The 11,522-nt window shown below is 34.3% G+C and carries 14 protein-coding genes; 10 read left to right on the forward strand and 4 right to left on the reverse strand.

From position 1 onward, the window contains the following. Positions 1-124: 124 nt before the first annotated feature. From JEM65_RS10155 to JEM65_RS10170, 4 genes are read left to right on the forward strand one after another with little or no spacing between them, the layout of a single operon-like run. A complete protein-coding gene (locus tag JEM65_RS10155) occupies positions 125-1,327 on the forward strand; it encodes a hypothetical protein (RefSeq protein WP_233530608.1) in 1,203 nt (400 codons plus the stop codon). Between the two features lie 6 nt (positions 1,328-1,333). Beyond that, complete coding sequence (locus JEM65_RS10160) at positions 1,334-1,906, forward strand: condensin complex protein MksE (RefSeq protein ID WP_199599081.1); 573 nt, start codon at positions 1,334-1,336, stop codon at positions 1,904-1,906. Then, positions 1,890-5,591 carry an ATP-binding protein gene (locus JEM65_RS10165; protein WP_199599083.1) on the forward strand — a complete coding sequence of 1,234 codons (3,702 nt, stop codon included), beginning with the start codon at positions 1,890-1,892 and terminating at the stop codon, positions 5,589-5,591. The genes JEM65_RS10160 and JEM65_RS10165 overlap by 17 nt, the downstream gene beginning before the upstream one ends. After that, positions 5,591-6,454 carry a DUF7281 domain-containing protein gene (locus JEM65_RS10170; protein ID WP_199599085.1) on the forward strand — a complete coding sequence of 288 codons (864 nt, stop codon included), beginning with the start codon at positions 5,591-5,593 and terminating at the stop codon, positions 6,452-6,454. Before JEM65_RS10165 ends, JEM65_RS10170 begins: the two co-directional genes overlap by 1 nt. A 334-nt stretch (positions 6,455-6,788) precedes the next feature. Here the strand turns inward: JEM65_RS10170 and JEM65_RS10175 are convergent, their stop codons facing one another. Genes JEM65_RS10175 through JEM65_RS10185 form a run of 3 tightly spaced genes read right to left on the reverse strand, consistent with a single transcriptional unit; the run spans position 6,789 to position 8,234 of the window. Next, positions 6,789-7,715 carry a HipA domain-containing protein gene (locus JEM65_RS10175; RefSeq protein WP_199599087.1) on the reverse strand — a complete coding sequence of 309 codons (927 nt, stop codon included), beginning with the start codon at positions 7,713-7,715 and terminating at the stop codon, positions 6,789-6,791. Next, positions 7,708-8,022 (reverse strand): HipA N-terminal domain-containing protein, encoded by a 315-nt coding sequence (locus JEM65_RS10180; RefSeq protein ID WP_199599089.1) that lies wholly within the window; start codon positions 8,020-8,022, stop codon positions 7,708-7,710. The genes JEM65_RS10175 and JEM65_RS10180 overlap by 8 nt, the downstream gene beginning before the upstream one ends. A 2-nt stretch (positions 8,023-8,024) precedes the next feature. Further along, positions 8,025-8,234, reverse strand: a complete 210-nt coding sequence (locus JEM65_RS10185) for a helix-turn-helix transcriptional regulator (RefSeq protein WP_146893313.1) — start codon at positions 8,232-8,234, stop codon at positions 8,025-8,027. A 266-nt stretch (positions 8,235-8,500) separates the two neighbouring features. Between JEM65_RS10185 and JEM65_RS22395 the strand changes: the two genes are divergently transcribed. The 3 genes from JEM65_RS22395 to JEM65_RS23100 all read left to right on the forward strand — a co-directional run bounded on the left by JEM65_RS22395 (position 8,501) and on the right by JEM65_RS23100 (position 9,283). Next, positions 8,501-8,758, forward strand: coding sequence for a helix-turn-helix transcriptional regulator (locus tag JEM65_RS22395; protein ID WP_233530609.1), 258 nt, complete (start codon positions 8,501-8,503; stop codon positions 8,756-8,758). Then, positions 8,712-8,999, forward strand: coding sequence for a DUF6922 domain-containing protein (locus JEM65_RS23565; RefSeq protein ID WP_439953510.1), 288 nt, complete (start codon positions 8,712-8,714; stop codon positions 8,997-8,999). The genes JEM65_RS22395 and JEM65_RS23565 overlap by 47 nt, the downstream gene beginning before the upstream one ends. 110 nt (positions 9,000-9,109) lie before the next feature. Beyond that, positions 9,110-9,283 (forward strand): type I restriction enzyme endonuclease domain-containing protein, encoded by a 174-nt coding sequence (locus tag JEM65_RS23100; protein WP_368856061.1) that lies wholly within the window; start codon positions 9,110-9,112, stop codon positions 9,281-9,283. Positions 9,284-9,589: 306 nt separating this feature from the next. Here the strand turns inward: JEM65_RS23100 and JEM65_RS10200 are convergent, their stop codons facing one another. Further along, on the reverse strand, positions 9,590-10,045 hold the full coding sequence (locus JEM65_RS10200) for an FKBP-type peptidyl-prolyl cis-trans isomerase (protein WP_199599091.1): 456 nt from the start codon (positions 10,043-10,045) through the stop codon (positions 9,590-9,592). 268 nt (positions 10,046-10,313) lie between these two features. Here JEM65_RS10200 and JEM65_RS10205 point away from each other — a divergent pair, with 268 nt between their 5' ends. From JEM65_RS10205 to JEM65_RS10215, 3 genes are all read left to right on the forward strand, one after another. Then, a complete protein-coding gene (locus tag JEM65_RS10205; RefSeq protein ID WP_199599093.1) occupies positions 10,314-10,457 on the forward strand; it encodes a hypothetical protein in 144 nt (47 codons plus the stop codon). 2 nt (positions 10,458-10,459) lie between these two features. Further along, positions 10,460-10,570 (forward strand): hypothetical protein, encoded by a 111-nt coding sequence (locus JEM65_RS23105; RefSeq protein ID WP_199599095.1) that lies wholly within the window; start codon positions 10,460-10,462, stop codon positions 10,568-10,570. A 565-nt stretch (positions 10,571-11,135) separates the two neighbouring features. Beyond that, complete coding sequence (locus JEM65_RS10215) at positions 11,136-11,519, forward strand: TOTE conflict system archaeo-eukaryotic primase domain-containing protein (RefSeq protein WP_199599097.1); 384 nt, start codon at positions 11,136-11,138, stop codon at positions 11,517-11,519. Positions 11,520-11,522: the final 3 nt, after the last annotated feature.

An 11,522-nucleotide genomic window follows, 5' to 3' on the forward strand; every position in this document is an offset into this window, starting at 1 on the left:
TTTTTAAAGCGTATTAAGGAGAATTGTCCTTTCTAGCAGAGATAACTTTTTGTTCTTGAACGAGCTAGTAAATCTGCTCAAATTCATAATTTGATTCTCCCTAAATATTCTTAAATTTAGCGCCATGGACATTCAATCTTTCAATGATATCAAGGAATTGCTCACTGCTCTAAAAAGAGAAGACAGACTTTTTTATGAAATGTTTGGAAAGCGAAAGTCGTTGGAGTTTAAACTTTCTTATGCTCTGGAACTGGTCGATTATGATGAAGCGCGCATAGATTATCTAGTCAAAAAGGCGGTGTTGCGGGAAAACGGAGGACTGTTGGAAATCGATGGTCTATTTTTGGAGTTTTTTGAGCAAGTCCTTGAAGTGAATGAGGAAATTAATTTGGCCTCCATTGATGAAAATATCAAATCCATTCAGGAAAACATTGTTTACTTTTTAAATGAAAATAGCGAGCATAGAAGGCATGCCTATCTAAGAGAGATAAAAAGAACTTTTCGTAAAATAGGCGTTGTAACGATCCGTAGCGTTATTGACCTGAGACGTAAAGTTGACAATACCTTTAAAAATGAGCCGAATTTTAAAAACAAGCAACTCAAATTAAAACATCTTGATGAGAAAAGAGTGATGGTAAAAAAGCTGAGTGGTCAAGCTCTTAATCTTATCAATGAAAACCAGCCCGTCTTTTTTAAAACCTCCCAAGATGAGGAATTAAAACGGATCATTACAGAGTTGAAGCTTCAGCTGAATGAATGTTCCCATAACTTGATCGAAATTGAAAAACAGATCATTGATTATCTGAATCAGATTAAGCACCAAGGCTTGTTTTTGGAGAAGCTTCGTAAATTAAAATATCTAAAGGATCATTTTACCATTGAAGCAGAAACGGATATCAAACAGCACTTAGCAAAAAGCAATTCCTTAATTTTTGAACGAAGATTGGGCGAACCTCTTAATCTTTCATTGGATTTCATTCTCAATGAAGAAAGAGCTTTTGCATCCATTAAGAAAGTTGCTAAAAATTATAAATCCAGAACACACATCGTTCCCGAGCTTGCAGAAACTATTGCAACCGATTTTCTTGAAAATAATGTGGAGCAAGAAATCATGATCAATCTGGAGGAGGTACGAAATCATTTTTTGGCCACAGGCGATAATCTGTTCAACTTTATCGTAAACTACAACTTTAACAAGGAGGTCGGTTTTGAGGAACGGGTTACAGTATATTGTCAACTTGTGTCCATTTATGATCAGGAATTCACGATTGCCAATGAATTTGAAAATTTTAATGGTGTGGAATACGCTATGGTTTATCCTAAATAAATAAAGATGAAAACAAAATACACCTCCGAAATTTTTGAAGTGCTTCGCCGTGGTCGGTTTATATGCTCCAATAGTCCCGACGATCGTATAAAAATGCTCTACAACATTCTTGAGGAGGAGGAAACATTTTACGAGTTGCAAAATTATTTCGCCCATATCAATTACAATTTAGAACACGGAAACGAATATTTTTATTTTAGTCGCTTGGAAAGCAATACGGATCTGGATAGGAAACTGAACAAAGCCTTTGGCTGGATCGACTTGCTGGACTTTTTAAAAACATTTGACACTTCTTTTGACGTGGGTTTTAGGTTTTCGCCTGCAGAAATTGTCAATCAACTAAAGAACAATGCCGATTTAAAAAATAAATTGGACAATCTAAAAAGGCTAGGCGCCGATAAAAAGAATTATTCCGAAAGAGTTAAAAAAATAATCGAGCAATTGATTAAGGACGATTTTGTGGCCTTAGAAAATGAAATGTCCGAAACCTATAAAGTGCTTACCTCTTTCAATTATTTAAAAGACTTGGTTACCGCTATTAATATTCCTGAAGAAATAGAGAATGAGATACCTGAATAAAATCATATTTATAAACAGCGCATCGGTAGCCTATGCAGAGATTGAGCTTGACGGCAACGTGCATCTGATTGGTACCCAGGGTGTCGGAAAAAGCACGCTTTTACGTGCCATTTTGTTTTTTTACAATGCCAACAAGGTCAAACTTGGAATTCCACGTGAGAAAAAAAACTATGACGATTATTATTTTCCTTATCAAAACTCCTATGTCATTTATGAAGTGATGAAAGATGGCGTTCCATTTTGTGTGCTTAGTTACAAAGTGAACGGCAAAGTGGCGTTTCGGTTTTTTGACTCTGGGTATGAGCAACAGCTTTTTATTGACCATCAGAATCGGGCGTTTGAGAATTGGGAGCAGATTCGTCAGGCTTTTGGCAAATCAATATATTATACGTCTATCATTTCTAGTTATGATGAATTCCGAAGGATTATTTACGGCGATAATAAATCCCTTAAACCTGAATACAGAAAATATGCAATTATAGAAAGTAGGCAGTATGAAAATATTCCGCGCACCATTCAAAATGTGTTTTTAAACTCCAATCTGGAAGCTAAATTTATCAAGGACACCATCATTAATTCCCTTAATGAGGAAGAGTTTACCATCGATCTGGAGAATTATTCCAAAAACCATCTCCGTGAATTTGAAAGTCAAATTAATGATATCGCTATTTGGTCTAAAGCAAATAGGAAAGGAGAAGTGCCTATCAGGAAACAGGCGGATAGCATCATTGACCATTACCGTATTCATAATTATTTGAATCGGGAGAAATCGGAGTTATTTCGGAATTTGTTGTCGCGAATGGATTATGTAGAAATACAAAAGCCACTACTTCAAGTCGAGATTTTAGAAGAAAGTCAAACAAAGGATCGGTTTTATGAAGAGTTTGAAAAGCTCAAAGAATTACATCAAAAACGCGAGCAAAAAATAATTTCTGAAATAGATTATTTCAAGAAACAGATTGCGGAAGCACAGAGGAAACAACAGGAATATCAAAGAATCGAAATTGATATATTGATTTCCAAGGTCGCGGAGAAAGAATCCTTGCAACAGGAAAGGGGCGCATTGGCTGAAGAAAAAAACCTGCTCACTTCAAGATTTGCAGATATCAGGACGAAATATGAAAACTTGATCCGGCAAATCGAAAATGAAAAGCAAGCTTACTTAAATACCAAAACTTCAGAAATCAATCAATTGGAGCAGGAGTTTGGAAATTCTAAAATGGAACTTTTTACCAGCTATCAAAAAATAGTTAACGACATTAAGATCAATTCCGAAGCAGAAAAAACAAATGCGGTAGAAGAGATCGAAAGACTTAAGAATGAGAAACACCGTCTCGATAATCAAAAATCAGAATTAAAATATCAAATCTTTTTTGAAAGTGAAATAGGAGCGGGCAAACAAAATCAGGAGCAGTTAATTGCCAAGATTTCTGCTGGTAACTCCGCGATTGCGGATTCAAAGTACCAAATCAAAAATGCTAGAAAAGAATGGGAACTTGAAACTGAAAGAATAGACGCCCGATTTGAAATTGAAACGGCAAAGGCAAAAGACCAAAGCGCTGAAGCTGAAAACGTGATAAAGGAAATTGAGTCTAAACTATTCCAAAGTGAAGATTCCTTTTACGGCTGGTTAAATAAAAATGTTTCGAACTGGGAAAATACTATTGGGAAAGTCATTGATGAAAATGTTCTATTTCATTCGGATCTTGAACCAGAGCAATTTGAAAAGGAAACGGAATCCCTATTTGGTGTCCGCGTCAATTTGGAAGTTCTCGAGAATAAAATCAAAAGTGTTCAAGAATATCGACAGGACATAGAAAGATTAAAAAAACAGCTGGAGCAAATCCAAAAAAACAGTATTCGGATAGAGGCTGAAAAAGAAACGGAACAAAATAAATTGAAGAGTGGCTTTAACAAAAAAATCAAAAATTTAAATGATTTAATTGCAAAAGAAGACTATCAGTTAAATCAGAATGAGGAAAAACAGAAGATCAATAGCGTCCAATTGAGAGAATGGGTTGAAAAATCAGAAGCTGAAAAGAAAATCAGAGCCACCGAAATTGAAAAGAAGTTAGAAAATTGTTCTTATGAACTTTCAAAAGCAACAGATCAGTTAACGGCGGTTAAGAAAAATATTTCTAGAAGGATTTCATTAAAGGAAACGGAACGGGATAAAAAGACTGCTGATTTAGAAGCAAGTAAAAACGAAAAAGTTTCAACCTTCCAGTCTTCTATTAACAATCACAAAGAGCAATCCGACCTTCGCATTGAAGTACTCCGCAAAAATCAGATGGATGAATTGGAGGATAAAGGTGCAGACAGAAAACGATTGGAAGAAATAGATGGGAAATTGTCTACTATAATAAGTTCCTTGGAATTTATAGCGCAAAATGAAAAAACGGTCATCGAATACCAAAAAGATAAACGAGAGTTATTTGACCTTCTTCCGCAATGGAAAACAGATAAAATTACGATAGAAAAACAACAACTTCATAGTGCTGACACCCACAAGATTGAACTTTCAAAGTCCCATAAAAAGCTAAGCCATCAAACAGAAAAGGTGAAATCGCTTGAGGATAAGTTTTCTATTTTAGAAATTGATATTTTAGAATTTGAGAAATTCAAAAAATCCGAAGCTTTTGCTGGTATGGAAGCCGTTTTGGAGGATTCTTCTGATAAAGAAGAACAGGATATTTCAAAAAAGGCTTCGCTTCTTATTTCTGAAATTAATGACAAATACTATAAAGGAATTGGTAAGTTTCAAGAACTTCAGCGTTCCATTAATGGCTTTGTTAGCAACTTTAATGAAGCGAATGTGTTTCAATTTAAAGTACAATTTGGCAATGATGAAGATTATCTCAATTTCGCCCTAAACCTCAAAGAATTCATCGAGGAAGATAAAATTCAAGAGTATCAGAAACGCGTGAACGAACGCTTTGGAACTATTATTAATCAAATAGGACGGGAGACCACGGAACTGACTTCTAAGGAAGCTGAAATTGAGAAAACAATCAAAAAAATCAATGATGATTTTTTACATAAAAACTTTGTGGAAGCCATAAAGGAAATGGAAATGCGTACGCAGAAAAGTTCCAATCCTATTGTATCCCTTCTTTTGGAAATAAAGAATTTTAATGAGGAGCACAGTCTACAATTGGGACAGATAAACCTTTTCAGCACTTCAGAATCGTCCTCAAAAAACCACCGCGCCGTGGAATTGGTCAAACAGTTGATAAAAGAACTTGAACGGGCCAAGACGTCCACTTTAACCTTATCTGAATCTTTTGATCTGCAATTCCGTATCGTTGAAAATGACAACGATTCCGGCTGGGTGGAGAAGCTTTCAAACGTTGGTAGTGAAGGAACGGACGTTTTGGTAAAAGCGATGATAAATATTCTACTTCTTAACGTTTTTAAGGATAGTGCCTCGAGAAAAATAAAAGACTTTAAATTGCATTGTATGATGGATGAGATCGGGAGATTGCACCCCAATAATGTGAGGGGGATTTTAAAATTCGCCAACGAGCGAAATATCCTGCTCATCAATGGTTCTCCAACAAGTCAAAACGCGACGGATTATAAATACACCTATAAATTGGCTAAGGAACAATCGAAAAGCAATCCAAAAAGATATTTGACCAAGATAAATCGATTGATAAAAGTGAATACAAAAATTTCGAATTAATGAAGTTGACTCCCAAAATAGCACGGATCCTTTTAAGGCTTACTAAAGGTGAAACGCTACCTGCCAGTGCTGCCAAAAGCCCGCTAGTTAGCGAATTGATTGCTGAAAATATCCTCCTTCAGAAAGGGAAACACCGAAAAACCCTAACGCTCAGCAATCAAAAAGCGCTTTTAGTATTTCTTTCTAACCAATTGCAAATCCATAATTTGGAGGATTATATTACTGCACTTGACAATGAGGAGTCCAGCCGTGCTGACTTTGTTAAGGTGGCAACCGACTCAAAAACGTCCAAGGAAAGAGCCTTTAAAGGTTTTTTGATCAATGCCTACGACCACATTAATGCCACTTTAAACGCCAAGGAATATCCTATTTCTCCCCATAATGGCAGTTTTGCATTTATCTATGATTATGAAAACTTCCGCATTCCGGAGGATATCACGATTGTAGGTGTGGAAAATGCCCGAAATTTTCGTCACATTCAAGAACAGCGCTATCTCTTTAAAGAAATCAATCCGTTATTTATTTCGCGCTATCCCCAAAGCCAACACAAGGATGTGATTTCCTGGTTAAAAACAATTCCCAATCGGTATCTGCATTTTGGAGATTTTGATCTGGCGGGAATTGGAATTTATCTCAATGAATATAAGGTTCATCTTCAGGAACGATCCCAGTTTTTTATCCCTTCCAATATTCAGGAATTGATACACCAATTCGGCAATCGTCAACGGTTTAACAACCAAATCCGAAATTTTGATGTTGAAATTGCAAATGAACCGCTTCTTGACCATTTGCTAAAGATCATTGAAACGGAAAAGAAGGGTTTGGATCAGGAATATTTCATTCAAACATTGAAGAAGTTATGATTTAAAAATATTTGCTCTCTAAGATATCATTGCAAGGGCCCCAAAAGATCGTGATTGCGCTGAGCGAAGCCAAAGTGCAAATATTTTAACGACATTATATTGCTACGAAGTAAACACGGAGTATCCTCGATTATAAAAATTAAAAATAACAAGGCCTGATTAATCCCATAATCTTTAAAAAAAATACTTATAAAAACTTTTAGATAACAAATTGACGGCTCCAGAGGGTGGTTTATGGGCTATATAAACACTTGTTTCAACCGGACTCGTCAATGATGTACAAAACTCTGGAATATTCTGATGGGGGAGGGAAAACTGCAGCGAGTAGAATAACTTATTCGAACACCTTGATTCTAGTTTCCAACAATTTCAAATACTTTTCTTTCATGTCATCTGAGAGGAAAGAAATTTCAAGCAGTTCTTTCCATTTTGGGGTAGCCTTTTTTAATTGTTGCAGTGCAGTAGCTATCGTTTTTTCGTTGAGCAGGAGTCTTTCTTTGGCATAATAGTCTATAAAGTCAGATGCTTTTAAATTACTTTTTTTCCCTTTCAATGACAGTGCAATTTCTTCTTCTGGATTTTTAATTGCTATCGTGGTATTTAAGTAATCATATATAGGAGTAAGCGTTACTTTATCATTTTTGGTAATTAGGGAAAAGTTTTTCAAATGCATATCTTCATTACCAGTAACATAACAAAAAAGAACTCTTTTGAAAAAATCGGCTTTTTCAATGGCGGGAAATGAACAGTATTCGTCAAGTACGGGAATGAGTTTCTCCATTGTAAAACGGTATTTTGTGTCTCTTGAATTTCCTGTTAATTGAGCAAAATCTTCGGTTGCCAATTTCTTTCCTTTTCCGTAGCGATCAAAACGCTTAATGAAATAGGATAAACTTCCGTCTTTCCCATAAAGCATCCCGTGAAAAGGCACGTTTAAACCAAATACTTTAGCCATTCGCATCGTGACATCTTCATTTTCAGGTAATTCTGGAAACAAATCATTTTGTGGCTTTATAATGTAGGTGCCAAATTGATCCACAATTTTAAATTCTTGATCAACTATTGAAATAGCCGCGCTAAGCTTTGGTTGTACTCCTTGAATGGAAAGCTTTTTAGCTCTGTTGGCGGCTTCCTGTCGAAGTTCGGCAGCAGTGTATGGTAAATCATTTAAATGAGTAAGCTTAGGAGCTATCATTCGGAGTCCTTTTAAACTATATTTATCGGTACCACATAATTCATAAGTAATAGGACATCTATTCATTGTCAACCAATTTAACCGTTACTGAGCCTACTAAATCATTTCCTGTAGCAATCAGTTGAGAGAAATAATCTTTTTTATCAATTTTCCCAATACGTAATAACCCTTCTAACATGACACCTTCAGGTAATAGGCCTTCAAAAAATGGAGGAAAGGATGGATAACTATATTTTTTATGACTTGTTGGCATGGTCAATGAAACCGCAGCGTCTTGATAATTTTCATCATAATCAAAATTATAGTTATTAGCAGATACTTCTGTTAAAATACCAGCTCTTTTTCCGTGGACAAATACGATTGCTTTTCTCATAATTATTTAGTTAAAGGGCTTTTGAATTCTATCTTGATATTTAAAACTTGGAGTACTGCCAATAGATTATTGAAGCGCACTGTTTCTTTATTTTTTTCAATATCAAAAACAGTCGTCTTTCCTATACCCGCTAAGTCGGCTAACTGAAGCTGTGTGAGTCCTGCTTTTTTTCGGTGGTCTTTAATAAAGACGCCTAAATCAAGATCATTCATTATATACTGTTTTAACGGTAAAAATACACAATTTAATTGTATCTGTATGTTGAAACAGTGAAAAAATTAAAATATTACTGTTAAGGCAGTAATTTGTGAGTTGTAATTATGAAAAGTTTCATATTTTAAGAAAAATGCGGATAGTTGCTGTGATAGCGGTAAATAGCATAATTGTTTAAAAGATTTCTCTTAGATTTAATTTTAATAAAATAGATCTCGAAATTATGGCTTCGCAATAGTATAAACAAATTTGTTTACATTTATATATGAGTACGTTAGTAGAAAGATACAAAGGCATCCACCCTGGAATAATATTGGAGCGCTTACTTAGCCAAAAAGGGATTTCACAGCGTTCTTTCGCGCTTTCTATTGGTGAGTATACTCAGACAATAAATGCAATAACTAAAGGCAAAAGAAAGCTCAATACAGCTCTAGCTTTGAAAATTGAAAAGAAACTGAACATAGAAGAAGGATCTCTTGCGCTTCTTCAAACCTATTTCGACATTAAGGAAGAAAAAGAGTAAGCTAAAAAAAAATACGCCTGACTTAACTCTATTAAGAAAGTCTTTATTTTGGGATACAGATATTTCTAAAATTGATTGGCGAAACCAAAGTCTCGCAGTAATTAACCGGATATTTGAACGCGGAAATGATATTGAAAAGGAAGAAATTAAACGCTTCTATAAAAGTTCTAAAATTAATGAAGCACTTTCACAGGAAACTCTTAAGCCATACACTATTTATAAAAATAAAAATAAAGCATAATTCTATAGTATAGTACTGTATAATAATTAGCAAAGTATTTTGACAGATCTGCAATAATTTTAGAACTAAAATTTTATATACCAATTAAGACCATTATAGACTAGACCATTATAGACTATAAGACGAAGTATACGGATTGGAGTGAACGTGAAGATATCAATGCCGAATTAAAGATGGATATCATAGTTAAATTGGTTGAGTTTGGGTATCCGCCATTAACTATGGAAGCTGTTTATAAAAATGTATTGGAACAGGTAGAAAATTTTAAGAGGAATAGGAGGTAGGTTGGATTTCGTCTATAAATAAGATACTCTCATAATATCAGAATTAATGCAATTATAGAGATTTAGTTAAAGTGTCATTTTTTGGAAGACTACATACGAGTATAAGCCAAAATTCTTGTGGTGGCAATAGTTTTTTATTACTTTGGAACTTATCCCTAAAGATGAATTTCAATTTGGAAACTGATTAATTACTTATTTTTTTAAAAAATGCTTTGATATATTTTTTCATTTAGTGTTCATTTTTTCTAACTCATTTATATTTTATCTATAGTAAGATAAATAAACAATGCGATAAGTTATCTCCAATTAATTAACAGAAATTAAATGAATATCAAAAATAAGTACAGCCCCACCAGGAATACCAGAACGGCCCTGACTTCCATATCCTAAATGCGAAGGAATTAATAATTTACCCTTACCACCTTCTTTAAAATAGGTAATACCTTCTGTCCATCCTTTAATTACTTGTTGTAAACCAAACGAAATTCCATTAGCATCACTTTTATCAAAAGTCTTACCGTCTAAGAAATAACCTTTATAAGCTACGGTTACATTAGAGGTTGTCGCTGGTTGCTCACCAGAGCCAAGCTCATCAATAATATAATACAAGCCAGAATCACTTTTTTGAGCCTCTAACTTATTAGTGTTAATATATGCTAAAATTTCTTCATTATTTTTTTCTTTATAGTCAACATTGTCATCACTTTTATTACATGCCGTTAAGAATGCAAATACCAAAACAATTAATGCATGTTTCTTCATAAAAATCTATTTTTTAAGGGGGCAAATATAGGAAAACGAAATAACAAACAGTAACAAATCGGTTTGTAATTTTCAACAAGGAATATAGTGTAAAATTTAAACGCGAGGAATGCGATTAATCTTCAATCCTACCTAGATAGTGTTAATGAAGATATTGATGAGGATATTTAATTCTAGTCTTCTATGATCAAATATATCATAAATAGAATCAATGCTTGATTTGATTTTTGCGCTTCTTTAGGAAGTGACATTCTTTGAAGACTTGGGTATGGATTATGAAGAAAAGGTCTTTTACGATAGTCTAATTACCGTGAAAGAGCAATCTGGATTTGAGTTTCCTGATGGTGAAAATTTAGAATTAGCGAAAGACATTAAAGCGATTGTAGACGATAAGACATCAAAGCCGAATTGAAGATGAATATCATCGTTAAATTGGCGGAGTTTGGATATTCACCGGTGACGATGGAAGCCGTTTACAAAAACGTGTTGGAACACGCTGAGAATTTTAAGAGGAATAGGAGGTAGGTTGGACTTCGACTGAAAATAAGATACTATTTAAATTTCAATAATTTATGCGATTTTAAGAACTTTCCTCCCAAATCTATTAGTGAAAACTTAATTTGTAATTTTCTTCTATATCAGCTATTTCAGCAGTGGATAGTTGTTTGAATTCTTTTTCTTTGGCTCGATTTGAGAATACGCCATTATTTTGTTCGAAGAACCTAACCAATAAAGCAACCATGTCATTTGGCATTTCGAATATATTATCCAAATACGACTTGAATTCTTCATGTTGAGTTTAATAAAAACAAATTGTACGTGGTTTTCTTAATTGCTAATTAGAATGTTGTTGTGGAGTAACAGGTGTTTTTTAGTAAAAACAGGTAAAAAGATGGCATATTCTGTAAAAACAGGTATGAGGTTGGAATAATAAATAAAAATAAACTATAGTCAATTTAAGCCACTTGGGGAAAAGTTGACATTTGATTTTTTTTATCTTCACAATAAATTATCTTAGAGGAAGGGGTTTTCAAGAAGTTCTTTCCATTTAGGAGTAGGTGGATTTTAGTCATTTTGAAAAAATTAGTAAATGAAACACGAATCTAAAATAAATATCTTCCACGCTCTCTTTCGGGGGCGGGAAGATGTCTTTGCTGTTCGTTGGGAAAAGTCAGGAAAGTCGGGATATATGCCATCCTATCAGTATGATCCATATCACTATCGTTTGCATAAAATGAACGGTGGCACTTTTGCAAATTATTCACACAAAACGTGTTTAGCGCTCACAGACAATGAAATCCAAAAACACTTGAATGGGGCTCAGCAAATCGGAGTTTATCCATTGTTACAAGACAATACTTCTTGGTTTTTGGTAGCGGATTTTGATAAACAAAACTGGAGAGAAGAAACCGTGAATTTCTTAAATGCTTGCAAGGAAAAAAATATTCCTGCTTATTTAGTGTCTGGTCGGTAAGTG

The sequence above is a fragment of the Gelidibacter salicanalis genome (genome assembly GCF_016469035.1).
GTDB lineage: Bacteria > Bacteroidota > Bacteroidia > Flavobacteriales > Flavobacteriaceae > Gelidibacter > Gelidibacter salicanalis_A.

What these genes read in the sequence shown, in the direction of transcription:
- JEM65_RS10155 (WP_233530608.1), top strand. Translation starts at nt 125, where the DNA reads ATGGACATTCAATCTTTCAATGATATCAAGGAATTGCTCACTGCTCTA.
- JEM65_RS10160 (WP_199599081.1), top strand. Translation starts at nt 1,334, where the DNA reads ATGAAAACAAAATACACCTCCGAAATTTTTGAAGTGCTTCGCCGTGGT.
- JEM65_RS10165 (WP_199599083.1), top strand. Translation starts at nt 1,890, where the DNA reads ATGAGATACCTGAATAAAATCATATTTATAAACAGCGCATCGGTAGCC.
- JEM65_RS10170 (WP_199599085.1), top strand. Translation starts at nt 5,591, where the DNA reads ATGAAGTTGACTCCCAAAATAGCACGGATCCTTTTAAGGCTTACTAAA.
- JEM65_RS10175 (WP_199599087.1), bottom strand. Translation starts at nt 7,715, where the DNA reads ATGAATAGATGTCCTATTACTTATGAATTATGTGGTACCGATAAATAT.
- JEM65_RS10180 (WP_199599089.1), bottom strand. Translation starts at nt 8,022, where the DNA reads ATGAGAAAAGCAATCGTATTTGTCCACGGAAAAAGAGCTGGTATTTTA.
- JEM65_RS10185 (WP_146893313.1), bottom strand. Translation starts at nt 8,234, where the DNA reads ATGAATGATCTTGATTTAGGCGTCTTTATTAAAGACCACCGAAAAAAA.
- JEM65_RS22395 (WP_233530609.1), top strand. Translation starts at nt 8,501, where the DNA reads ATGAGTACGTTAGTAGAAAGATACAAAGGCATCCACCCTGGAATAATA.
- JEM65_RS10200 (WP_199599091.1), bottom strand. Translation starts at nt 10,045, where the DNA reads ATGAAGAAACATGCATTAATTGTTTTGGTATTTGCATTCTTAACGGCA.
- JEM65_RS10205 (WP_199599093.1), top strand. Translation starts at nt 10,314, where the DNA reads ATGGATTATGAAGAAAAGGTCTTTTACGATAGTCTAATTACCGTGAAA.
- JEM65_RS23105 (WP_199599095.1), top strand. Translation starts at nt 10,460, where the DNA reads ATGAATATCATCGTTAAATTGGCGGAGTTTGGATATTCACCGGTGACG.
- JEM65_RS10215 (WP_199599097.1), top strand. Translation starts at nt 11,136, where the DNA reads ATGAAACACGAATCTAAAATAAATATCTTCCACGCTCTCTTTCGGGGG.